The sequence below is a fragment of the Streptomyces sp. NPDC005017 genome (assembly GCF_042873115.1).
Taxonomy (GTDB): domain Bacteria; phylum Actinomycetota; class Actinomycetes; order Streptomycetales; family Streptomycetaceae; genus Streptomyces.
Map to the genome: position 1 here is coordinate 20,439 of NZ_JBIALD010000013.1, position 22,986 is coordinate 43,424.

Annotated in this window: 22 protein-coding genes and 1 pseudogene; 8 read left to right on the top strand and 15 right to left on the bottom strand. The window is 74.1% G+C overall.

The features are described from left to right. Window positions 1-410 precede the first annotated feature (410 nt). Window positions 411-1,148, top strand: coding sequence for an SCO3374 family protein (locus ACFYR0_RS20790; RefSeq protein WP_389329861.1), 738 nt, complete (start codon window positions 411-413; stop codon window positions 1,146-1,148). A gap of 4 nt (window positions 1,149-1,152) precedes the next feature. Here ACFYR0_RS20790 and ACFYR0_RS20795 read toward each other — a convergent pair whose 3' ends face one another. The 10 genes from ACFYR0_RS20795 to ACFYR0_RS20840 form a co-directional block, all read right to left on the bottom strand. After that, complete coding sequence (locus ACFYR0_RS20795) at window positions 1,153-1,491, bottom strand: Lsr2 family protein (protein WP_389329864.1); 339 nt, start codon at window positions 1,489-1,491, stop codon at window positions 1,153-1,155. A gap of 305 nt (window positions 1,492-1,796) precedes the next feature. Beyond that, window positions 1,797-2,330, bottom strand: coding sequence for an amino-acid N-acetyltransferase (locus ACFYR0_RS20800; RefSeq protein ID WP_386386278.1), 534 nt, complete (start codon window positions 2,328-2,330; stop codon window positions 1,797-1,799). Between the two features lie 9 nt (window positions 2,331-2,339). Beyond that, complete coding sequence (locus ACFYR0_RS20805; protein ID WP_389330356.1) at window positions 2,340-2,771, bottom strand: BlaI/MecI/CopY family transcriptional regulator; 432 nt, start codon at window positions 2,769-2,771, stop codon at window positions 2,340-2,342. Window positions 2,772-2,963: 192 nt separating this feature from the next. Next, on the bottom strand, window positions 2,964-3,140 hold the full coding sequence (locus tag ACFYR0_RS20810; RefSeq protein WP_386386282.1) for a hypothetical protein: 177 nt from the start codon (window positions 3,138-3,140) through the stop codon (window positions 2,964-2,966). 89 nt (window positions 3,141-3,229) lie between these two features. After that, complete coding sequence (locus tag ACFYR0_RS20815) at window positions 3,230-3,871, bottom strand: hypothetical protein (protein ID WP_389330359.1); 642 nt, start codon at window positions 3,869-3,871, stop codon at window positions 3,230-3,232. Window positions 3,872-4,355: 484 nt separating this feature from the next. Then, a complete protein-coding gene (locus tag ACFYR0_RS20820; RefSeq protein ID WP_389329868.1) occupies window positions 4,356-5,153 on the bottom strand; it encodes a type III pantothenate kinase in 798 nt (265 codons plus the stop codon). 16 nt (window positions 5,154-5,169) lie between these two features. Beyond that, window positions 5,170-6,141 (bottom strand): carboxylating nicotinate-nucleotide diphosphorylase, encoded by a 972-nt coding sequence (nadC, locus tag ACFYR0_RS20825; protein WP_389329872.1) that lies wholly within the window; start codon window positions 6,139-6,141, stop codon window positions 5,170-5,172. Window positions 6,142-6,146: 5 nt separating this feature from the next. After that, window positions 6,147-7,892, bottom strand: a complete 1,746-nt coding sequence (locus tag ACFYR0_RS20830) for an L-aspartate oxidase (protein WP_389329875.1) — start codon at window positions 7,890-7,892, stop codon at window positions 6,147-6,149. Next, entirely contained in the window at window positions 7,889-8,878 is a 990-nt protein-coding gene (gene panC, locus ACFYR0_RS20835; protein ID WP_389329878.1) for a pantoate--beta-alanine ligase, read from the bottom strand. Before panC ends, ACFYR0_RS20830 begins: the two co-directional genes overlap by 4 nt. Beyond that, the gene (locus ACFYR0_RS20840; RefSeq protein ID WP_389329881.1) at window positions 8,875-9,810 is read right to left on the bottom strand and encodes a Rossmann-like and DUF2520 domain-containing protein; all 936 of its coding nucleotides are present in this window, start codon (window positions 9,808-9,810) and stop codon (window positions 8,875-8,877) included. Before ACFYR0_RS20840 ends, panC begins: the two co-directional genes overlap by 4 nt. A gap of 247 nt (window positions 9,811-10,057) precedes the next feature. Here ACFYR0_RS20840 and ACFYR0_RS20845 point away from each other — a divergent pair, with 247 nt between their 5' ends. Then, window positions 10,058-11,245, top strand: coding sequence for a threonine aldolase family protein (locus tag ACFYR0_RS20845; protein WP_389329884.1), 1,188 nt, complete (start codon window positions 10,058-10,060; stop codon window positions 11,243-11,245). Between the two features lie 22 nt (window positions 11,246-11,267). Here ACFYR0_RS20845 and ACFYR0_RS20850 read toward each other — a convergent pair whose 3' ends face one another. From ACFYR0_RS20850 to ACFYR0_RS20860, 3 genes are all read right to left on the bottom strand, one after another. Next, window positions 11,268-11,900, bottom strand: coding sequence for an AAA family ATPase (locus ACFYR0_RS20850; RefSeq protein WP_389329887.1), 633 nt, complete (start codon window positions 11,898-11,900; stop codon window positions 11,268-11,270). 31 nt (window positions 11,901-11,931) lie between these two features. Further along, window positions 11,932-12,603, bottom strand: coding sequence for a response regulator (locus ACFYR0_RS20855; RefSeq protein ID WP_389329890.1), 672 nt, complete (start codon window positions 12,601-12,603; stop codon window positions 11,932-11,934). Between the two features lie 72 nt (window positions 12,604-12,675). Then, window positions 12,676-13,875 (bottom strand): sensor histidine kinase, encoded by a 1,200-nt coding sequence (locus ACFYR0_RS20860; RefSeq protein WP_389329893.1) that lies wholly within the window; start codon window positions 13,873-13,875, stop codon window positions 12,676-12,678. A 155-nt stretch (window positions 13,876-14,030) separates the two neighbouring features. On the opposite strand from ACFYR0_RS20860, the gene ACFYR0_RS20865 reads away from it, so the two are divergent. Then, window positions 14,031-15,059: an SAM-dependent methyltransferase gene (locus tag ACFYR0_RS20865; RefSeq protein WP_389330361.1), complete on the top strand. Its 1,029-nt coding sequence runs from the start codon at window positions 14,031-14,033 to the stop codon at window positions 15,057-15,059. Between the two features lie 191 nt (window positions 15,060-15,250). Here ACFYR0_RS20865 and ACFYR0_RS20870 read toward each other — a convergent pair whose 3' ends face one another. After that, a complete protein-coding gene (locus ACFYR0_RS20870) occupies window positions 15,251-16,402 on the bottom strand; it encodes an NADH-quinone oxidoreductase subunit D (RefSeq protein WP_389329896.1) in 1,152 nt (383 codons plus the stop codon). A 31-nt stretch (window positions 16,403-16,433) separates the two neighbouring features. Between ACFYR0_RS20870 and ACFYR0_RS20875 the strand changes: the two genes are divergently transcribed. Together ACFYR0_RS20875 and ACFYR0_RS20880 are read left to right on the top strand one after the other, a co-directional pair. Further along, on the top strand, window positions 16,434-16,937 hold the full coding sequence (locus ACFYR0_RS20875; protein ID WP_389329899.1) for a PH domain-containing protein: 504 nt from the start codon (window positions 16,434-16,436) through the stop codon (window positions 16,935-16,937). Beyond that, on the top strand, window positions 16,934-18,325 hold the full coding sequence (locus ACFYR0_RS20880; RefSeq protein ID WP_389329902.1) for a PH domain-containing protein: 1,392 nt from the start codon (window positions 16,934-16,936) through the stop codon (window positions 18,323-18,325). The genes ACFYR0_RS20875 and ACFYR0_RS20880 overlap by 4 nt, the downstream gene beginning before the upstream one ends. Before the next feature lie 124 nt (window positions 18,326-18,449). On the opposite strand, the gene ACFYR0_RS20885 is transcribed toward ACFYR0_RS20880, so the two are convergent. Next, entirely contained in the window at window positions 18,450-19,802 is a 1,353-nt protein-coding gene (locus tag ACFYR0_RS20885) for a hypothetical protein (protein ID WP_389329905.1), read from the bottom strand. Between the two features lie 276 nt (window positions 19,803-20,078). On the opposite strand from ACFYR0_RS20885, the pseudogene ACFYR0_RS20890 reads away from it, so the two are divergent. The 3 genes and pseudogenes from ACFYR0_RS20890 to ACFYR0_RS20900 form a co-directional block, all read left to right on the top strand. Further along, window positions 20,079-21,352, top strand: a pseudogene (locus ACFYR0_RS20890) (phosphatidylglycerol lysyltransferase domain-containing protein); the annotation flags it as partial. A gap of 140 nt (window positions 21,353-21,492) precedes the next feature. Then, the gene (folP, locus tag ACFYR0_RS20895; RefSeq protein ID WP_389329908.1) at window positions 21,493-22,443 is read left to right on the top strand and encodes a dihydropteroate synthase; all 951 of its coding nucleotides are present in this window, start codon (window positions 21,493-21,495) and stop codon (window positions 22,441-22,443) included. After that, window positions 22,440-22,943 (top strand): nuclear transport factor 2 family protein, encoded by a 504-nt coding sequence (locus ACFYR0_RS20900; RefSeq protein ID WP_389329911.1) that lies wholly within the window; start codon window positions 22,440-22,442, stop codon window positions 22,941-22,943. The genes folP and ACFYR0_RS20900 overlap by 4 nt, the downstream gene beginning before the upstream one ends. Window positions 22,944-22,986 lie beyond the last annotated feature (43 nt).

The window sequence follows — 22,986 nt, forward strand, 5'->3', positions numbered from 1 at the left end:
CGGTCAGGCAGTGGGGGGAACTTCCCCTCCCTGTCCTTCCGCAGCTTAGTCCCGCAAGCGGGGACCGCTCATTCCAACTGCCGACACCCTCGATGGCCTCCTGACCCCGAACGCCGACATCTGCTCCAACCCGATGGTGCGAGACGATGTTCCCGCAGGCCAGGCAGTTACCCCAGTCGCCACTACGCCGATGGCGAACGTGAGACGGCCTTTCCCGCGCGTCGCCCCCTCCCACTAGGGATGTCTTACCCCGTGGGACTGACACTCCATACCGTGCGCCCCCGGTCCCTCCGCTACGGGCGAACAACCTTGCGCCTCCCCGTACGCCCACCCGACCCCCTTTCGGAACTCCGGGCACCCGTGGCGACACCCAGCGTAACTTCGGCGCCGTTTCCCCGGTTGCACTTGTCATGGTTGGCGCCCACCCGCCCGTGACCCCGGTCCCTCCGGCCTCCCCGGCCCAGTCGTCCGTCTCCCCGACGGTCCCTCTTCCCCGCCGGGGTCGCCGGGCAGCCGGGGCGCATGCCCGGGTCCGGCGCTGGTACGAGAACGAACTGGGATGGGCGACAGTGCCCGGTGATCCGGTACGACTTTCGGTCGGTCCGCGCTTCGACGTGCTGGACGTCCCCGCGGCGGCGGGCCTCGCGGCCCTGCGGCATCTGCGGGCGGGCTCCCCGGTGGCCGTGTGCGGGGATCGGATGTGGCTGCTGACGGCCGCGGGCAGCGCGGAGGAGCTGCCGGCCGTGCTGACCTGGCTGGAATGGGGGGCGCTGGCGACGGACCTGGTGCCGGTCGGCGCGGGCGGAACGATTCTGGCCCCATGGCCGCCGGGGCGGGAGCCGAGCACGCCGGGGTCGGCGGACGAGCCGCTCACGAGCGGCCGGGGAGCGGGAGGTCCGGCCGCGGCCGGTCATCGGACGCCGGCGCCCGCGACGGGGCCACCGGTCCGGTCCGGCTCACTGCAGGGGGCCGCTTGGCTGCGGCCCCCCGTGCCGGGATGCGAGGTGGAGGCCTCGCTGCCGACGCTGTCGGCTCTTGGGGGCGCACCGGACGCCCCCGATCTCGCGCGGGTCGTGGACACGGTGGCCACGCAGTGCCACCGGATCCGGCTGCGGCGCGAGGGCGCGCAGCCACCGGTCATGCCGTAGTACCTCAGCCGTTGGCCTTCTCGTACGCCTCACGGATGGACGCGGGAACGCGGCCGCGGTCGTTGACCTCGTAGCCGTTCTCCTTGGCCCAGGCGCGGATCGCCGCGGTGTCCTGGCTGCCGCCGCCGGCCACGGCGCGCGTCTTTCCGCGCCCGCCCGAAGCACGGCCCCCGGTGCGCCGGCCGCCCTTGACGTAAGGGTCGAGAAGGCTGCGCAGCTTGTCCGCATTGCCGGTCGTGAGATCGATCTCGTACGTCTTGCCGTCCAGCGCGAACGTCACGGTCTCGTCGGCCTCGCCACCGTCGAGGTCGTCGACAAGAAGGACCTGAACCTTCTGTGCCACCGGATTTCCTTTCATCGATAACGTGAGGGCCGAGGGTCCGCGGCTCCGCCGTTTCGCCGCCCCCTCTTATATGCAGTACTGCACTACGTCGGAAAGCAAACCGCTTTTGCTGGAAAAACACAAACCCCCGGAGAGGACCGCAGGCCCGCCCCCGCCCGGGAAACGTGCGCGATTCGGACATAGGGGAACCGGGCAAGGAGGATCGGCCAGAATACCTCCGGCATAGGCGACGGCATACCCCTTGGGATACCTGGGGATACCTCAGGCATACCTGGGGCATAGGCCGGGCATAGGGCCGGCGTCGATCACAGATGCAGAAGCATCCGGCTGTTGCCCAAGGTGTTCGGTTTCACTCGTTCGAGACCGAGGAACTCCGCTACGCCCTCGTCGTAAGAACGCAGCAGCTCCGCGTACACATCCGTGCCCACAGGCGTCTCGCCGATCTCCACGAAGCCGTGCCTGCTGAAGAAGTCCACTTCGAAGGTCAGACAGAAAACCCGCCGAACGCCGAGCCACCGCGCGGTCTCCAGCAACTTCTCCAGCACCTGGTGGCCGACGCCCGCCCCCTTCAGGCCGGGCCGGACCGCCAGGGTGCGGACTTCCGCGAGGTCTTCCCACATGACGTGCAGGGCGCCGCAGCCGACGACCTCGGCGTTGTCGTCGCGTTCCGCGACCCAGAACTCCTGGATGTCCTCGTAAAGCGTCACGGTCGCTTTGTCGAGCAGGATGCCGTCACGGGCGTAGTCGTCAAGGAGTCGGCGCACGGCGGGGACATCGCTGGTCCGGGCCCGCCGGACGGTGATGGCTTTAGCGGAGACTTCGGGACTGGCTGCTGACATGAGCGGACGCTATCGCCCGGCGTCCTCCGGCGCCGAGCCGGGGTTGTCCCCGCCGGCCGCTTCGGAAGGACCGACAGGCCGGGCGTGTTCCGCGGCTTGCGGGGGTTCGACGGATTCCGGGCCCTGGACGATCCGTACGGCGTCCGTGAGGGCCTGGCGCTGTTCGTCGCTCATCATCCCGAAGAAGGCGACGAGGGCCGCCGCCGCGTTGTCGCTCTGCGCCCAGGCGTCGTTCATCAGGGCCGCGGCGTAGGCGGCGCGGGTGGAGACCGCCTCATATCGATAGGCACGGCCTTCCGCCTCGCGGCGTACCCAGCCCTTCTGATGGAGATTGTCCAAAACGGTCATCACCGTGGTGTAGGCGATCGACCGTTCCTGCTGCAGGTCTTCCAGGACTTCCCGAACGGTCACCGGGCGGTTCCACTTCCACACCCGCGTCATGACCGCGTCTTCGAGTTCTCCCAATGGGCGAGGCACAGCTCAGCACCATAGTGGGAGATCAACCGGATGGCATGACAGACGTGCACATCGATCTGCGTAACGAGACAAAAAGGGCGTACGGCTCCCGGTTCAACCCGCCGAAACGGTGCCACGAGGAGTCGTACGCCAGGTCGCCGCGCGCCCCGAGGGGGATCAGACGTCGGCGCCCGCGGACGGGCGGGCACCCTGCGCGCGCTTGAGGGCGGCGTCGACGGCCGCGTCCTCCTTGGCCTTCTGCGAGCCGCCCTGGGTCTTGACGATCACCCGGATCACGCCGATGAAGAACACGGCCATGACGGCCGGGGGCAGGAGCGCGGAGACGTAGTCCATGCCCCCAGAGTAGCCACGCGCGCGTGGGGGACCGTGACCGGGTGCCGACGGCTCCCCCGGGACACGCGGCGCGCGGCGCAGCCGTCCTCTCAGCCCGCGGCCAGGTGCCGCGGCGGGTCGGCGGGCGGCTGGGGCGGCCTGCGCCGCGGGAAGACCTCGCCGGGCGTGGGAATCGGCCGGCGGGCGGGCTCGGGCGCGGCGGGCTTCTCCGGGCGGGGCCCTCCCGGCTGCTCGCCCGGCCGGCCCTCCGGTTCCTCCTCGGCGTCGAACGGCCCGGCGAGGCCTCCCGGCAGCGCCAGGAGCCGGGTACGGGAGGCGGGGACGGCGGGGACGGGACTCGCGACGGTGCGGGCGGCGGTACGGCGGGCCAGGCGTGCGCGTACGTCCTGCTCGGCGAGCCTCTGGCAGCGGGCGAGGAGCGCCGCGGCGACCGGGTTGCCTCTCAGTGCGCGCAGAGCGGCGAGGTCATCGGGTTCGGGGCGGTGGCCGGCCCCCAGAACCTCCTCCAGCAGCGTCAGATATCCGGCCGCCGTGCCGGGCAGGGCTTCCCGGTAGCGGGCGAGGTCGGCCACCAGGAACGCCCGCAGCCGGGCCCCCTCCCGCATCGCCTCGTCTAGCGACTCCGCGAGGCGATGACATTCCTGGACGTCCTGGGCCGAGGCGGGGCCGGGGTGCAGGGCGAGGGCGAGGGCGCGGCGGAGCACACGCAGCTCCTCCGCGCCGAACGCCATGCCGCCGCGGGATCCGTATGGCGTGGGCATGCGCCGACAATACGCGCTAATCAGACAAACTCTACGTAACTCGCACGTGTCCCCGCCCCGTGCCACCCACCCGGCTGTCGTGGCTGGGGGCGGGGCGGTGCGCAGCTCGGCGTCATCGAGGTGCCTCCCCCGGAGGAGACCCCCAGCGCCCACCCGTGCCGCCCCTGGCGACACGCATGCCCGCGGCGGCGGCGCGCGGCCCGAGGCAACGGGCGACGGGCGACGGGCGACGGGCGACGGGAAGCCGCGTACGGCGGCAAGGGGCCGGGGCGGGGGGTGTCCGCCCGCAGCGGCCGCCGTCGAACACCAGAACCCCCGTAGGAGACCGGATCGGCGGACCGAGGACGGACACCCCCCGCCCCGGCCCCGCACCCCCCACAAACCGCAGACGCGGGCACAGGCACGGGCACAGGCACAGGCACAGGGACAGGGACAGGGACAGGGACGCCACCCGTCACATACGCGACACGTTCCGCTCGTACACCAACCGCAGCCCCACCAGCGTCAACCACGGCTCGTGCTCGTCGATGACATGCGACTCACCGAGCACCATCGGCGCCAGCCCACCCGTGGCGATGACCGTCACCTCGTCCGGATCGGACGCCAGCTCCCGCGCCATCCGGCTGACGACCCCGTCGACCTGCCCGGCGAACCCGTACACGATCCCCGACTGCATCGCCTCGACCGTGTTCTTGCCGATGACGCTCCGCGGCCGCGCCACCTCGATCTTCCGAAGCTGCGCCCCCTTTACCCCGAGCGCCTCCACGGAGATCTCGATGCCGGGCGCGATGACCCCGCCGACGTACTCCCCGCGCGCGCTCACCGCGTCGAACGTCGTGGCCGTACCGAAGTCGACGACGATCGCCGGCCCCCCGTACAGCTCGACGGCCGCGACCGCGTTGATGATCCGGTCCGCGCCGACCTCCTTGGGGTTGTCGGTGAGGATCGGCACGCCCGTCTTGACGCCGGGCTCCACGAGCACGGCGGGCACGTCGCCGTAGTACCGCCGCGTGACCTCCCGCAGCTCGTGCAGCACCGACGGCACGGTCGCGCAGATGGCGATGCCGTCGATGCCGTCGCCGAGCTCGTCGCCGAGCAGCGGGTGCATGCCCATCAGGCCCTGGAGCAGCACCGCCATCTCGTCGGCGGTACGGCGCGCGTCCGTCGAGATCCGCCAGTGCTCGACGATGTCCTCCCCGTCGAACAGACCGAGCACGGTGTGCGTGTTGCCCACGTCGATCGTCAGCAGCATGGCCGGTACCGCTCCCTTACTCCGCCGCGCGCAGGTCGAGGCCGATGTCGAGGATCGGCGAGGAGTGCGTGAGCGCGCCGACGGCGAGGAAGTCCACGCCGGTCTCCGCGTACGCGCGGGCGTTGGCCAGCGTCAGCCGCCCCGAGGCCTCCAGCGCGGCGCGGCCGCCGACGAGGGCGACGGCCTCCTCGCACTCACCGGGGGTGAAGTTGTCGAGCAGGATCAGGTCGGCCCCCGCGTCGAGGACCTCGCGCAGCTGGTGCAGGGTGTCGACCTCGACCTCGATCGGCACCTCGGGGAAGGCCTCACGGACGGCCTTGAAGGCCTGGGCGACGCCACCCGCGGCGACGACGTGGTTGTCCTTGACGAGCGCGGCGTCCGACAGGGACATGCGGTGGTTGACGCCGCCGCCGCAGCGCACGGCGAACTTCTCCAGCGAGCGCAGCCCGGGCGTGGTCTTGCGGGTGTCGCGGACCCGGGCGCCGGTGCCCTCCAGGGCGTCGGCCCACGCGCGCGTGGCGGTGGCGATGCCCGACAGACGGCACATCAGGTTCAGCGCGCTGCGCTCGGCGGTGAGCAGGTCGCGGGTGCGGGTGGTGACGGACAGCAGCTTCTGCCCGGCCTCCACCTGCTCGCCGTCCTCCACGTGGCGTTCGACCTCGAACTCGTCGGTGGCGACGACGGAGACGACGGCCTCGGCGACGCGCAGGCCGGCGACGACGCCGGCCTCACGGGCGACGAAGTCGGCGGTGGCGACGGCGTCCTCGGGGATGGTGGCGTCGGTGGTCACGTCGACGCCGCCGGCCAGGTCCTCCTGGATCGCCACGTTGGCGACGTCCTCGACCTCGAGCGGGTCGAGCCCGGCGTCGGCGAGCAGCTGTGCGAGGGCGGGGTCGAGCCCGCTCTCCGGGTACTCCTCGTCGGCGCCGCAGGCGCAGCCGTCGCCGCAGCCGCCTTCTTGGACGAGGGGAAGGTCGGTGTCGCTCACTTCTGTCACTGCTCCTGAGAGGGCTGGGGCCGCCGGGTCGGGGGAAAGTCTGCGGTGTCGGTGGTGTGCACGGCGAGCGTGCGGTCGGGATTGAGCCGTACGACGATATGGCGGCGCCAGGCCGTGTCGTCCCGGTCGGCCCGGTCCTCGCGCCAGTGGCAGCCGCGGGTCTCCTCGCGCAGCCGGGCGGCGGCGACCAGGACGCGGGCGACGCACAGGAGGTTGGTGGCCTCCCAGGTGTCGACGCCGGGCTCGGCGGTCTTGCCGTTCTCGTCGAGGGCGTCACGGGCGTCGGCGTGCAGCCGCTGGAGCTGCTCGGCGGCCCGGTCGAGGGAGCCGGCGGAGCGCAGGACGCCCGCGCCGGCGGTCATGGTCCGCTGGATGGCGAACCGGGCCTCGGCGGCCTGCAGGGGGTGCGCCGGGACCTCGGGGTGGGGCACCGGCTCGGGCACGCGCGCGTGGAGCCGGTTCTCCGCGTGCCGGGCGGTGATGTCGCCGGCGATGCGCTCGGCGTAGACCAGGCCCTCCAGCAGGGAGTTGGAGGCGAGCCGGTTGGCGCCGTGCACGCCGGTGCAGGCGACCTCGCCGCACGCGTAGAGGCCGGGCACGGTGGTACGGCCCCGGGAGTCGGTGCGTACGCCGCCGGAGGCGTAGTGGGCGGCCGGGGCGACGGGGATGGGCGTGGTGACGGGGTCGATGCCGTGGGCGCGGCAGGCGGCGAGGATGGTCGGGAAGCGGTGCTCCCACATCTCGGCGCCGAAGTGCCGGGCGTCGAGGAACATGTGCTCGGCGTCCTGCTCCTGCATGCGGCGCATGATGCCCTTGGCGACGATGTCGCGGGGCGCCAGTTCGGCCAGTTCGTGCTGCCCGACCATGAAGCGCACGCCGTCGGCGTCGACGAGGTGGGCGCCCTCGCCGCGTACGGCCTCGGAGACGAGCGGCTGCTGCCCCTCAGCGTCGGCGCCGAGGAACAGCACGGTCGGGTGGAACTGGACGAACTCCAGGTCGGAGACCTCGGCGCCGGCGCGCAGCGCGAGGGCGACGCCGTCGCCGGTGGAGACGGACGGATTGGTGGTGGCGGAGAAGACCTGGCCCATGCCGCCGGTCGCGAGGACGACCGCGGGGGCGTGCACGGCGCCCACGCCGTCGTGCTGGCCCTCGCCCATGACGTGCAGGGTGACTCCGGCGGTGCGGCCGTCGGCGTCGGTGAGCAGGTCGAGGACGAGCGCGTTCTCGATCGTGCGAAGGCCACGCGCGCGCGTGCCTGACGGCATTGCTCCGTTGACCGCCTCGACGAGCGCGCGGGAGATCTCGGCGCCGGTCGCGTCGCCGCCCGCGTGGGCGATGCGGCGGCGGTGGTGGCCGCCCTCGCGGGTGAGCTCGATGCCGCCCTCGTCGTCGGTGTCGAACGCGGCGCCGGTGGCGATGAGCCGGTGCACGGCGTCGGGGCCCTCGGTGACGAGGATGCGCACGGCGTCCTCGTCGCACAGTCCGGCGCCGGCGACGAGGGTGTCGTCCAGGTGCTGTTCGGGGGTGTCGCCCTCGCCGAGGGCCGCGGCGATGCCGCCCTGCGCCCAGCGGGTGGAGCCGTCGTCCAGGCGGGCCTTGGTGACCACGACGGTGGTCAGTCCCGCGGCCTGGCAGCGCAGGGCGGCGGTCAGGCCCGCGACGCCGGAGCCCACGACGACCACGTCCGCGTCGATCGACCAGCCGGGCGCGGGCGCGTGCAGTCGTATGCCTGTGCTGGTCACGAGGCGGCTCCGAAGGTGAGGGGGAGATTGTCGATCAGCCGGGTCGTCCCGACCCGGGCGGCGACGGCGAGGACGGCCTCGCCGGTGAAGTCGTCGTCGATCTCGGTGAAGTCGGCGGGGTCGACGAGCGCGAGGTAGTCGAGGGTCAGCGGCGGGACCAGACGGGCGGCGTCGTCCAGGACCAGGCGGGCGGCCTGGCGGACGGCGCCCGCGGCGCGGGGCACGGCCTGGGCGACGGCGTGCGCGTCGGCGGCGGCGCGGGACTCCCCGAGGGCGCTGAGCGCCTCCGCGCGCGCGGGCGGTGCGGGTACCTCCAGGGCGCGGGCGCGCAGCGCCTCCTGGGCGGCGTGCCGGTCGCGGCCGGCGAACAGCGCGCGGGACAGGGCGAGCGCGGTGCGTCGCTCGGACGCGGAGAGGTAGCGGTTGCGGCTGGACAGCGCGAGGCCGTCGTCCTCGCGCACGGTCGGCACGCCGACGATCTCCATGCCGAAGTTCAGGTCGCGGACCATGCGCCGGATGAGGGCGAGCTGCTGGGCGTCCTTCTGGCCGAAGAAGGCGAGGTCGGGCCGGGTGAGGTGGAGCAGCTTGGCGACGACGGTGAGCATGCCGTCGAAGTGGCCGGGCCGGGAGGCGCCTTCCAGGCGTTCGCCCATGGGGCCCGCGCTGATCCGTACCTGGGGTTCGCCGCCGGGGTAGACCTCCTCGACGGAGGGGGCGAAGACGACGTCCGCGCCGGCCTGTTCGGAGATCTTCAGGTCGGCGTCCAGGGTGCGCGGGTAGCGGTCGAGGTCCTCGCCCTGGCCGAACTGGAGCGGGTTGACGAAGACCGTGACCACGACCTCGCCGTCCGGCCCGGCGGCCGCGCGGGCGGCGCGGACGAGCGTGGCGTGGCCCTCGTGCAGGGCGCCCATGGTCATCACGACGGCGCGGCGGCCGCCACGCGCGCGTGCGGACAGTTCGGCGGCGGTGCGCAGCAGGGTGGTCATGGGGCGTCTCCTTCGGCGCCGTAGCTCTCGGCCTCGTCGGCGAGCACGCCGAGCAGGTCCTCGGCGAGTTCCGGCTTGAGCAGTCCGCCGGCCAGCGCGCGGTCCGCGGTGGCGCGGGCCATGGCCAGATAGCCGGCCACGGTCTGCGGGGCGTGCTTGCGCAGCTCGGTGACGTGGGCGGCGACCGTGCCCGCGTCGCCGCGCGCGACGGGCCCGGTCAGGGCGGCGTCGCCGGAGCGCAGGGCGTTGTCGAGGGCGGCGCCGAGGAGCGGTCCGAGCATCCGGTCGGGGGCGGTGACACCGGCGGTGCGCAGCAGTTCCATGGACTGGGCGACCAGGGTGACCAGGTGGTTGGCGCCCAGGGCGAGGGCCGCGTGGTAGAGCGGGCGGTTCTGCTCGGCGATCCACTCCGGCTCGCCGCCCATCTCGATGACCAGGGCCTCGGCGGCCAGCCGCAGCTCGTCGGGGGCGGTGACGCCGAAGGAGCAGCCGGCCAGGCGCTGCACGTCGACGGCGGTGCCGGTGAAGGTCATCGCCGGGTGCAGGGCGAGCGGCAGGGCGCCCGCGCGCGTGGCGGGGTCGAGCACCCCGGCGCCGTAGCGGCCGGAGGTGTGCACGAGGAGCTGGCCGGGGCGTACGGCGCCGGTCTCGGCGAGACCCTCCACCAGGCCGGGCAGGGTGTCGTCGGGCACGGTGAGCAGCACCAGGTCGGACCGCTGGAGCACCTCGGCGGGCGGCACGACGGCGACGTCGGGCAGCAGTTCCGCCGCGCGGCGGCGGGAGGCGTCGGAGACCGCGGAGACGGCGACGGGCCGGTGCCCGGCGAGCCGGAGGGCCGCGGCGAGCGCGGGGCCCACCCGCCCGGCGCCGACGACGCCCACGGTGAGCCGTGCGGGGCGGTCTCTGGGGTCTGGTTGTTGGACTGTACTCACGCGACGGTGGCCTTCCCGTTCCAGTCCGCTCTGGGTACCGGACGATTTCTCGTCATGTTAACGCGATCGGTTCGAGGGGCCCCCGGTCGTCCACAGGCTGTGGCTTACCCCACGCGGTCCTCGCGAGCCCGCCGGGGCTCCGCACACGGCTGCGGGCGTCCGGGCGGGGAGGGTTCTTCGCCCACGGACGGCGGGACCGGGGAAATCCCCGTGCAGTGCCCCCGCGGACGACGGCATGATCCGCCCCATGAGCGACGTGGCGCGGCACGAGGACGGACAGGACACCCGATCGGGGCCGGAGGCGCTGCGCGAGCGGCGGCGCGCGGCGCACCGCGAGGCGCGGCGGGTGCTGTCCCGCGCGGGGTTCGGGAAGTCGCTCCGCGAGCGGCTGACCTGGCTCCAGGAGGCCGGCGCCGAGGCGTACGACCTGGACGAGCCCGGCGACATGTACGGCGACCGGATCGTGGAGGCCCTGGAGGAGCGGGTCGCCTCTCTGCTGGGCCACGAGGCGGCCGCGTTCTTCCCCACCGGCACGATGGCCCAGCAGGTGGCCCTGCGCTGCTGGGCGGGCCGCACCGGCGACGCCACGGTCGCGCTGCACGGGCTGGCCCACCCCGAGGTGCACGAGCGGCAGGCGTTCGGCCGGGTCAGCGGGCTGCGGCCGGTGCGGCTGACGTCCGAGTCACGGCAGCCGACGGCCGGGGAGGTGCGTGACTTCGAGGAGCCCTTCGGGGCGCTGATGCTGGAGCTCCCCCTCAGGGACGCCGGTTTCCTGCTGCCGGCCTGGGAGGAGCTCGGCGAACTGGTCGACGCGGCGCGCGAGCGCGAGGCGGTGGTGCACTTCGACGGGGCGCGCCTGTGGGAGTCCACCGAGCACTTCGGCCGCCCCCTGGACGAGATCGCCGGCCTGGCGGACAGCGTCTATGTGTCCTTCTACAAGTCCCTGGACGGCTTCGGCGGCGCCGCGCTCGCCGGCCCGCGCTCCCTCGTCGAGGAGGCGAAGACCTGGCGGCACCGCTACGGCGGGCTGGCCTTCCAGCAGTTCCCGACGGCCCTGTCCGCGCTGATCGGCCTGGAGCGCGAGCTGCCCCGGCTGCCGGAGTACGTCCGGCACGCGCGCGTGGTCGCGGCCGCGCTGAGCGAGGGCCTCGCCGGGGCGGGTGCGCCGTGGGCCCGGGTGCACCCCGGGGTGCCGCACACCCATGAGTTCCAGGTCTGGCTGCCGTACGCCCCCGAGGTGCTCGCGGAGGCCGCCGTGCGCCAGGCCGAGGAGACCGGCACGATGCTGTTCGCCGGCGGCTGGCAGCCGGGCGGGCCTGGGCTGGCCCTCACCGAGGTCACCGTGCGCGCGGAGGGCCTTCGGTGGACGGCGGACGACGTACGGCGGGCGGCACGGGAGTTCGCCGCGCGGCTGCCGGAGGCGGGCCACGGCTAGCCGCGGCGGGAGCGGCCCGGGCTCAGTCGAAGCGGATGTGCCGCAGCCCCACCCAGGCCTGACGCACCCGCGTCCGCAGCGCGCTCTCCTTGTTGGGCCGCAGCGTCAGCCCGGCCAGGACGGCGATGCGGTCGGCGGTCTTGGGCACGGTCGTGTGGTCGGTCCACAGATGCTCGGCGAACTCCGGCTCGCTCAGCCGCTCCAGGCAGTGGTCGAGCCGGGAGACGGCCCAGCTCTCCCGGCGCAGCCCCGCGTTCCTCCCGGCGACGTACCGCGGCAGACGGCCGAGGCCCCGCTCGCGCAGCCGTTTCAGCACGGTCTCGCGCTGGGCGAGCAGCGTGAAGTGGTGCACGGGGTGGCCGAGTTCGCGCAGGCGCCCGACGGTCTCGGCGAAGCAGCCGGGGTCGGTGACCGTCATCGGCGCGATCACCACCCCGTCGTGCTTCGTCAGGGCGAGGTCGAGGACCTCGACGACGCCGGTGCGCCAGGACGTCAGCTCCTGGAAGTCCCCGCGCAGTCCGGGCGGGAGCATGCGGCGCAGGCCGAACCCGGCGTGCTCGGGGTCGCAGACGACACTGCCCGGCAGCCGGCGGTGTATCTCGTGTGCGGTCTGTGTCTTGCCGCCCCCGAAGGGGCCGTTGATCCACAGGAGCATGCGCAGACGGTACCGGGGCGCCGGGCGTACGTCAGCCGCGTCCGCCGGCCCGCACCAGCCCGGTCTCGTAGGCCAGCACGACCACCTGTACGCGGTCGCGCAGGCCGAGCTTGGTCAGGATGCGTCCGACGTGCGTCTTCACGGTCGCCTCGGACAGCACGAGCCGGGCGGCGATCTCGCCGTTGGACAGTCCCTGCGCGACCAGGATCATGACCTCGCGCTCGCGCTCGGTGAGCCGCTCCAGCTCCTTGTGCTGGAGCTCGCGCCCGCCGGTGGGCAGCATCGGCGCGAACCGGTCCAGCAGCCGCCGGGTGGTGGAGGGGGCCACGACCGCGTCGCCGCTGTGCACGGAGCGGATGGCGGCGAGGAGTTCACCGGGCGGCACGTCCTTCAGCATGAAACCGGAGGCGCCCGCCTTCAGCCCGGAGAAGGCGTACTCGTCGAGGTCGAAGGTGGTCAGGATCAGCACCTTCGGCGGCTCGGGCTCGGAACAGATGCGCCGGGTGGTCTCCACGCCGTCCAGCTTCGGCATCCGGACGTCCATCAGCACCACGTCGACGTCGGCCGAGCGCAGCACCTGGAGGGCCTCGACGCCGTCGCCCGCCTCCGCGACGACCTCCATGTCCGGCTGTGCGGCGAGCACCATCCGGAATCCGGTGCGCAGCAGCACCTGGTCGTCGACGAGCATCACGCGGATCGTCATCGGGTCCTCTTCCGTCTTGCGGGGGTCGGCTGGGTCCTACGGGGTTGTCGGCCGCGGGGCGTACGACAGGTCTCAGTGGGCCGGTTTGAGCGGCAGCAGGGCGCTGATGCGGAATCCTCCGCCCGGCCGCGGGCCGGCGTCCAGGGTGCCACCGACCATGCCGACGCGCTCGCGCATGCCGATCAGGCCGTGGCCCCGGCCGTCGACTCCGCCGTCCTCGTACAGCTCGTGCGGGGCGCCCTTGCCGTCGTCCTCGACGAGCAGGCCGAGGCCGTCGTCGAAGTAGACCAGGCGCACGCTGGCACCCGCGTTCGGGCCGCCGTGCTTGCGGGTGTTGGTGAGCGCCTCCTGCACGATGCGGTACGCCGTGAGCTCGACGCCGCTGGGCAGCGGGCGCGGAGTGCCCTCGATCTTGAAGTCGACGGGCAGCCCGGATCCGCGGCACTGCTCGACGAGCTCCTCGATCTGCTCGACGTCGGGCTGCGGCACGTACTCCCCGGCTTCCTGGTGCTCGCCGGTGCGCAGCACGCCCAGCAGGCGGCGCATCTCGGCGAGGGCCTGACGGCCGGTGGAGGAGATGGTCTCCAGGGCCTTCTTCGCCTGGTCGGGCGCGGCGTCGAGGACGTAGGCGGCACCGTCGGCCTGGACGACCATCACCGAGACGTTGTGCGCGACGACGTCGTGCAGCTCGCGGGCGATCCGGGCGCGCTCTGCGGCGACGGCGACCTTGGCCTGTGCCTCGCGCTCCTTCTCCAGCCGGGCCGCGCGCTCCTCCAGCTGCGCGAAGTAAGCGCGGCGGGTGCGCAGCGAGTCGCCGAGCACCCAGGCCAGCGCGAACGGCACCGTCTGGAAGACCGCGATCGCCACGTTGCCCAGCGCGCTCGCCTCGCTGTCGGGCCAGCGCATCTGCGCCAGCGGCGCCGCGACCAGTCCGGCGGCCAGGCCGAAGCGGCGGGCCCAGCTCGCGCCGGTGGCGGCGACGGTGTAGACGATCATCAGCAGGGCGAAGTCCGCGAGCATCGTCGACACGTTCAGGGCGAGCTGTGTGACACCGACGACCGCGGCCAGGACCAGCATGTTCTCCGGCATACGGCGGCGCAGCGCGACCGTGACGCACAGCAGCAGCGTCACGGGGACGACGAGCCAGAGGTCGTTCCTCCCGTCGGTCCGCTCGACCGCTCCGCTCGCGACGGACAGCCCGAACAGGACGATCGCCCAGAAGGTGTCGACCCCGGTCGGGTGCCTGCGGAGGAAGTCATAGAGGCGCTGCACGTAACCCAGAGTAGGGAAGACGGATGTGTGCCCGGGTCAACCGGAGGGCCGATCCGTGCTCGCCGCGCGTACTCCGCAAGGTGGATGCCTCGTTCTCCTGTACGCCTGGCCGCCGGTCCTGGCGTTCGTCCTAGCCTTGCGTCGTGGACGACGAGGTGCGGCGGAAGACGCGGGACGCGGGTCCCGGTGACGGGTGGACCACCGAGTGGCTCGGCTGGCGGGCGGCCGCGCGGCAGGCGCTGTACGGGCCGGAGGGCTTCTACCGCCGCCCTGAGGGGCCCGCCGGGCACTTCCGGACCTCCGTGCACGCCTCCGCGTTGTTCGCGCGGGCCGTGGCCCTGCTGCTGTGCCGGGTGGACGAGGCGCTGGGGCACCCGGACCGGCTGGACTTCGTCGACATGGCCGCGGGCCGGGGCGAGCTGGCCGCCGGGGTGGCCGCCGCGCTGCCCCCCGAGGTGGCCGCACGCGCGCGCGTGCACGCCGTCGAGATCGCCGCGCGCCCGCCGGGGCTGGATCCCCGGATCGAGTGGCACGCCGAGCCGCCGGCGGGCGTCACCGGGCTGCTGTTCGCGAACGAGTGGCTGGACAACGTGCCCGTCGAGATCGCCGAGGTGGACTCCGCGGGCGTGCCCCGGCTGGTCCTCGTGCGCCGGGACGGCGCCGAACGGCTCGGGGAGCCCGTCACGGGTGCGGAGGCGCGGTGGCTGGAGCGGTGGTGGGCGCTGCCGGGCGAGGCGGGGTGGCGGGCCGAGATCGGGCTGCCCCGCGACACGGCCTGGGCGGAGGCGGTCGGGCACCTGCGGCGGGGGCTCGCGGTGGCCGTGGACTACGCGCACACCGCGGACGCGCGCCCCCTGTTCGGGACGCTGACCGGCTTCCGTCAGGGGCGCGAGACGGCGCCCGTGCCGGACGGGTCCTGCGATGTCACGGCGCACGTGGCGCTGGACGCGTGTGTGCTCCCGGGCGGGCGGGTGACCACCCAGCGTGCTGCTCTGCGCATGCTCGGCGTCACCGGCGCACGCCCTTCACTCGCGCTCGCCTCCACCAGCCCCGCCGAGTACGTGCGCGCCCTCGCGAGCGCCGGGGAGGCCGCGGAACTCACCGCGCCGGGCGGCTTCGGCGACTTCGGCTGGCTGGTCCAGCCGGTCGGCATCCCGGACCCGCTCGCCGAGGCGACCGCCTGACGTCCCGGCCACCACCCGCTCCCCGCCTGAGCCCTGCCAGGCGTCGCGGCCCGTGCCGCCGGCCACCCGCGCCGGCTCCCGACCCGCGCTGCCGGACACCCTCGCCGGCCTCCGGGCCGGCCCTCACCACCAGGCCCTCGCCGGCCTCCGGGCCCGCACCACCGACCCGTAGGGCCCACTTCCCGTGGGGCCTACTTGTCGATGTCCCCGACCACGAAGAACATCGACCCCAGGATCGCGACCATGTCCGCCACCAGCGTGCCCGGCAGCAGCTCGGTCAGCGCCTGGATGTTGTTGTACGAGGCCGAGCGCAGCTTCAGCCGGTACGGCGTCTTCTCGCCCTTGCTGACGAGGTAGTAGCCGTTGATGCCGAGCGGGTTCTCGGTCCAGGCGTAGGTGTGCCCCTCGGGCGCCTTCAACACCTTCGGCAGCCGCTGGTTGATCGGGCCGGGGGCCAGCTGGGCGAGCCGGTCCAGGCAGACGTCCGCCAGGTCGAGGGCGTTGTGGGTCTGCGCCAGCAGGCACTCGAAGCGGGCGAGGCAGTCGCCCTCCTCGCGGGTGACCACCTTCAGGGTGTCCTGGAGCTCGCCGTACGCCAGGTACGGTTCGTCCCGGCGCAGGTCGAGGTCGACGCCGGAGGCACGCGCGATCGGACCGCTGACGCCGTAGGCGTGCACGGCCTGCGGGGTGAGCTCGCCGACGCCCCGCGTGCGCCCCCGGAAGATCTCGTTGCCGAGGACCAGGTCGTCGAAGACGTCCATGCGCGAGCGCACTGCGGCGACCGCGCCGCGCGCGCGGGTGGCCCAGCCCGCGGGCAGGTCCTCCTTCAGGCCGCCGACGCGGTTGAACATGTAGTGCATCCGCCCGCCGGAGACCTCCTCCATGACGTTCTGGAGGACCTCGCGCTCCCGGAACGCGTAGAAGACCGGCGTGATGCCGCCCAGCTCCAGCGGGTAGGAGCCGAGGAACATCAGGTGGTTGAGCACCCGGTTCAGCTCCGCCAGCAGGGTGCGGGTCCACACCGCGCGCTCGGGCACCTCCATGCCGAGCATCCGCTCCACCGCGAGGACGACGCCCAGCTCGTTGGAGAACGCCGACAGCCAGTCGTGGCGGTTGGCGAGCATGATGATCTGGCGGTAGTCGCGCGCCTCGAACAGCTTCTCCGCGCCCCGGTGCATATATCCGATCACCGGCTCGGCGCTCGTGATGCGCTCACCGTCCAGGACGAGCTTGAGCCGCAGCACACCATGCGTCGACGGGTGCTGGGGGCCGATGTTGAGCACCATGTCGGTGCTCTCCGCGGCGCCGCCGATTCCGACCATGGTCTCCGTCTGAGGAGTCATGGACACAGTCTCTCCTACGTAGGCTGGCCGTATGGAGACGGGGAGCCGGGAAGACACACAGCCGCGCGAGGCCGAGCCGGTGTGGACCGCGCTGCCGCCGGGACTGCTGCGGATGCGGCGGCTGCTGCTGGTGGTGTGGCTGGGAATCCTGGCCCTGGGCCTGGGCCTGCTGCTGGGCCTGGCCGCCGGAGCGCCCTGGGCGGCGTTCGCCCTGCTCCCGCTGGCACTCCTGGTCTGGGGCTGGCTGCTGACCGGCCGCAACTGGCGGTCCTGGCGCTACGCCGAGCGCGCCGACGACCTGCTGATCAGCCGGGGCGTCATGTGGCGCAAGGTCACGGTGGTCCCGTACGGCCGTATGCAACTGGTCGAGGTGACCTCCGGGCCCGTCGAACGGCACTTCGGGCTGGCCAGCGTCCAGCTGCACACCGCGGCCGCCGCGACCGACGCCACCATCCCCGGCCTCGACCCGGCCGAGGCGGAACGGCTGCGGGACCGGCTCACCGAGCTGGGCGAGGCCCGATCGGCCGGGCTGTGACCGCGCCGGGCGCCGAAGAGGGCGCGCGGCCGAGGGAGCGCGGAACCGGACGCGACACCCGCCCCGAGGCCGCCGTCGCCGCCCCCGGGGCGGCCCTCGGCGAGCGGCGGCTGCACCCCGTCACACCGCTGCGGCGGGCCTGGGCGCCGATCGCCGTGATCGTCGGCTGGGCCGTGCACGACCCGGGGCAGGCGCAGCGCCAGCTGGAGCGGCTGACCACCACCACACTGCTGATCGCGCTCGCCGTGGTCATCCCCGCGGCTTCCCTCTACGGCTTCCTGACCTGGTGGTACACGCATTTCGCGGTCACCGACAGCGAGCTGCGCATCCGGACGGGACTGGTCTTCCGGCGCACCGCGCACATCCGGCTGGAACGCATCCAGGCCGTCGACGTGACCCGGCCGCTGCTCGCCCGGATCGCGGGCGTGGCGAAACTCAGGCTCGACGTCGTGGGCGCCGACAAGAAGGACGAACTCGCCTTTCTCGGGGAGCGCGACGCGCGTGCCCTGCGCGCGGAACTGCTGGCGCGCGCCGCCGGGTTCGCGCCCGAGACCGCGCCCGAGGTCGGCGAGGCACCGGCGCGCGAACTGCTGCGCACGCCCCCGGGCGTGCTCGCGGTCTCGCTGCTGCTGACCGGCGCGACCTGGGGCGCGCTCACCGCCGCGCTCGTCGTGCCGCCGCTGCTGTGGCTGGCCACCCACAACGTGTGGACGGTCCTGGCGACCGCGCTGCCGCTGCTCGGCGCGGCGGGCGCGAGCAGCGTGGGACGGTTCGTCGCCGACTACGACTGGACGCTCGCCGAGTCCCCGGACGGGCTGCGCATCGACCGCGGGCTGCTGGACCGCAGCCACGAGACGGTGCCGCCGGGCCGCGTGCAGGCCGTGCGGATCGTCGAGCCGCTGCTGTGGCGCCGCCGCGGCTGGGTGCGCGTGGAGCTGGACGTGGCCGGGTCCTCCAACTCCGTGCTGCTGCCGGTCGCCCCGCGCGAGATCGCCGAGCCGCTCGTCGCCCGCGTACTGCCCGGAGTGACCGTGCCGCCGTACGCGGCGCTGTCGCGGCCGCCGCGCCGCGCGGGCCGGTGCGTGCCGCTGTGGTGGCGCGGACACGGACTCCTGGTCACCGACACGGTGTTCGCCGCCCGGCACGGGCTGCTGCGCCGCAGCCTCGCCCTCGTCCCGCACGCGAAGGTGCAGAGCGTACGGCTCACCCAGGGGCCCTGGCAGCGCCTGTGGCGGCTCGCCGACGTACACGTGGACACCGGGGCCGACAAGAGCGTCCCGGCGCGGCTGCGGGACGCACGGGAGGCCGAACTGCTGCTGCACGCCCAGGCCGAGCGGTCCCGGACCGGCCGCCGGGTCGCGCGGCCCGACCGCTGGATGGCGTCGTAGGCCGGGACGCCGGCGTCCCGGGCAGGAACGCGAAGGCGCTGCGGCGCCGGGGCGGGAAGGGCGCCTGGAACGCGCGAGGGGCGCCCCGCCGAGCGGGGCGCCCCTCGCGCGTCGTGAGGCGGCGTCAGGAGACCGCGCTGCGCAGTCGCTGGACGTCGATCTGCTCGGTCTCGTCGTGCGCCGTCAGGTCGATCACCTGGCCGACGGCCCGGGTGCTCTCGTCGGCGGGCCTGAACCGCGCCTCGGCCTCGGCCTTGTGCAGGTCCAGGGCCTCCTGGCCGACGACGTCGGCGAGGTCCTCGTTCTGCACGGCCTCCAGTGCCGCGGACTCGGACTTCTGCGTGCCGAAGAAGTCGAATCCGCCCTGCGCCGACTGGCGTCGGACGGGAGCCCCCGGGACGACGGCCACGGCGGTCGGGACGGTGAAGTGCCCTCGGGCCTGCCGCACGGGCAGCGCGGCGGCCGGCCGGGGGGCGGGGAGCATCTCGGCCGAGCGGGCGGCGGGAGCGTCGGCGTCGGGGGCCTCGGGGGCTTCCTCGGTGGAGTGCTCCTCCGTGGAAGCGGCCGAGTGCTCCTCCGTCGCAGCGGGCTCCGGCTGCTCGGTGGTCTCGGGGGCGGCGGCCGCGCGCTCGTGCTCGTCGGCCGCCTCGGACTTCCCCTGCGCCTCGTCCTCCGATGCCTCGTCGGCGGCGCGCTCACCGGGCCCGCCGGGACCGTCGGGTCCTTCGGGGTTCCCGGGGGCCTCCGGCCTCTCGGCGGTGGTGACGCCGGCCTTGCCCGCGGACTCCTCCGCGGAGTCCTCGGTCAGGCGGTCCAGGGCCGCGTTCGCCCGCAGGAACAGCCGGGAGCCCTCGGGGGAGAACACCGCGGGGGTCTTCGCCCCGTCCTCGCGCGCGTGCTCCGCCTCGACGGCTTCGGTCCGCTCCTCGGCGGCCTCTGCACGCTCCTCCGCGGCCTCGCCCCGCCCGGGCTCGGCCTGGCGCGGCACCGGCGCGGGCGGCAGCGCGGCACGCGCCGGGGTGGTCGCCTCTATCTCCAGCAGACGGCGGCCCTCCAGGGCCGTGGCCCGCTCGGTCTCCGCGGTGGCGTACCGGCGCAGCAGCGACGCGTGCTCGTTGCGCAGCTTCGCCAGCTCCGCCCGCTTCGCCCGCAGCCGCTGCTCCAGCTTGCCGCGCAGCTCGCGCGACTCGTCCAGGTCGGACTCCAGTTCGGCGACCCGTTCCTCGTGGCGCCAGTCGTCGCTCGCACGCGCGCGCGTGAGGTCGGCGACCTGTTTGCCCGCCTGCGTGTCCCAACGGCGCATGACGACGGCACTGGTGACCGCGGTGACCGCGGCGACCGCCGCGAGACCGCGCAGCAGTACCGCTTCCGTGAACACCCAGGGGCCGAGAGCGCAGACAGCGGACACGCCTGCGATCGCCGACGGAGGCAGCAGCCTGTGCAGAGGCGGGGAATGGCGGTGACGTCCACGTGGCATGGCCAGAAACTTACCGCGCGTAGGCACGTCATGGTGCCTTGGGTCACAAAAACTCGGCCATGCCCGGGCCTTCACAGCGCATCAGGGATTCACGCCGCCCCACGGGCACCGCCGGCCCCGCACGGACCCGTTCCACCCGGCGCCTACAGCGAGTGAACCTTCGTGTCGAACTCGTCGTCCTAGAGGGCGCAATGTCGGCGGATGCCCGGATCGGCACCGGTACCGAGCCCTCTCGCGGAACCACGGGAAGCGATGACTGCCAGGGAAGAACAGGACATGCCGGGCACCGACACGGCCCCGCCCGTCCGCACACGGCACCTGCCCGGCGGCCCCCGCCCCGAGTCCGTCCCCGTCCTCGCCGCCCGCGCGGGCGCCTTGGTGGGCCTGCTGGACATCGCGGCGGGCGTTTTCCCCCGCTTCCGACACAGCCGAATCCACACCCTCCCCGACGTACTGCCGGGCGCCGTCGGCCCGTTCGCGGCCGCCCTCTCGCTCAGCGCGGGCGTCCTGCTGCTCCTGCTCACCCACGGCCTCGAACGCGGCCGGCGCCCGGCCTGGCGCGCCACCGTCGCCCTGCTGCCGATCGGCGCCCTCGCCCAGTTCGCCCACCGCGGCTCCGTCCTCGGCCTGCTCGTCCCGCTGGGACTGCTCTGGCCGCTGCTGCGCCACCGCGACCGGTTCGCCGCCCCGCCCGACCCGCGCGAGCGCCCCCGGGCGCTCGCCCACTTCGTGCTCATGGGCGCCTTCTCGCTCGCCCTCGGCCTGGTCGTGGTCAGCGCCCACCCGGGCGCCACGGTCGGCGACCCCAGCCTGGCCGACCGGCTCGCCCACGTCCTGTACGGGCTGCTCGGCGTCGACGGCCCGGTCGGCTACCGCGGCACCGTCTCCTGGACGGTCGCCCTCTCCCTCGGCGCCCTCGGCCTGCTCACCGCCCTCACCACGCTCCACCTCGCCCTGCGCCCCGGCCACCCCGGCACCCGTCTCACCCGTGAGGACGAGACCCGGCTGCGCGCCCTGCTGGAGCGGCACGGCGGCCGTGACGCGCTCGGCCACCGCGTCCTGTGCCGTGACACGGCCGTCGTCTTCTCCCCCAGCGGCAAGGCCGCCGTCACCTACCGCGTCGTCTCCGGCGTCATGCTCGCCGACGGCGACCCCGTCGGCCACGCCGAGGCCTGGCCCGGCGCCATCGAACGCTTCATGGACGAGGCCCGCGCCCACTCCTGGTCCCCCGCCGTCACGGGCTGCTCCGAGACCGGCCGCCGGGTGTGGACCCGGGAGACGGGCCTGGCCGTCCTCGAACCCGGCGACGAGGCGGTGGTGGACACCGCGGATTTCTCCCCCGCCGGCCGCCCGACGCGCGACGTACGCCGGACGGCCGGGCGCATCGGACGGACCGGCTGCGCAACCCGGGTACGTCGTGTCCGTGACCTCGGCGACACCGGGCCGGACGGCGTCCCCCGCGCCGCCGAGGACCGGCGCGGCACCGACACCGAGCGCGGCTTCGCCCTCGCGCTCGGCAGACCGGCCACCCCGCCGACGGCGACCGTCTGACACCACCGCCCCGTCCCCTCGGCGGACCCGCCCGGGGGCCGGGAAGCCCGTCGGCCCCCCGGACGCCGCCCTCTCGGCCCCCGGCCACGTACCCGGGCCGCACACCGTTCACGGCCCGCACGGGGCCTACGCTGACCATATGAGCAAGCAGAGCGGACGCGGGATCGTCGCGGGCCTTCCGGACTGGGACCGCTGCGCGGTCATGGGAGTCGTCAACGTGACCCCCGACTCCTTCTCCGACGGCGGCCGCTGGTTCGACACCACCGCCGCCATCAAGCACGGCCTCGAACTCGCCGCCCAGGGCGCCGACCTGATCGACGTCGGCGGCGAGTCCACCCGCCCCGGCGCCACCCGCGTGGACGAGGACGAGGAACTGCGGCGCGTCGTCCCCGTGGTCCGCGGGCTCTCCTCCGAAGGCGTCGTCGTCTCCGTCGACACGATGCGCGCCTCCGTCGCCGCCCGGGCCCTCGCCGCCGGAGCGGCCGTGGTCAACGACGTCAGCGGCGGCCTCGCCGACCCCGGCATGATCCCCGCCGTCGCCGAGGCCGGCGCCCCCTTCGTCGTCATGCACTGGCGCGGCTTCCTCCAGGGCACCAACGTCCAGGGCGCCTACGCCGATGTCGTCGGCGAGGTCGTCGACGAACTGCACGCGCGCGTGCAGGCCGTCCTGGACGGCGGTATCGCCCCGGACCGGATCGTCGTCGACCCCGGCCTCGGCTTCTCCAAGGAGGCCGAGCACGACCTCGCCCTCCTCGCCCACCTGGACCGCCTGCACGCCCTCGGCCACCCGCTGCTCGTGGCCGCCTCCCGCAAGCGCTTCCTCGGCCGCGTCCTCGCCGGCCCCGAGGCCGCCCCGCCGCCCGCGCGCGAGCGCGACGCCGCCACCGCCGCCGTCACCGCCCTCGCCGCGCGGTCCGGCGCCTGGGCCGTCCGTGTGCACGAGGTCCGCGCCTCGGCGGACGCCGTACGGGTCGCCCGCGCCGTGGAAGGGGCGCGCGCCCGGACGGGCGCGCCGGTCCCGGGCTTCGAGCGCCCCCCGCACACACCCGACCGCGCGCCCGGCGCGCAGCCCCACGAAGGAGCCCGGTGAGCGCCCCTCACACCGACGTCGAAGAGGTCGAAGCCGCCAACACCGCCTTCTACGAGGCACTGGAGCGCGGCGACTTCGAGGAACTGTCCTCGCTCTGGCTCACCCCCTCCGACCTCGGCGTCGACGAGGAGTACCACGACCCGGCCGACACCGGCGTCGTCTCCTGCATCCACCCCGGCTGGCCCGTCCTCACCGGCCGCGCCGAGGTCCTCAGGTCATACGCCCTGATCATGGCGAACACCGAGTACATCCAGTTCTTCCTGACCGACGTCCACGTCTCCGTCACCGGCGACACCGCCCTGCTGACCTGCACGGAGAACATCCTCAGCGGCGGCCCCGCGCCCGAGGCCGGCGGCGAGCTCGGCCCCCTCGTGGGCCAGCTCGTGGTCGCCACGAACGTCTTCCGGCGCACCACGGACGGCTGGAAGATCTGGTCCCACCACGCCTCCCCCGTCCTCGCCGAGAAAGACGGGGAAGATGACGGGGACACACCCGAATGACGGGGTAGGCGTCCTCACAGGACGCGACACGGTGCCCACCCAC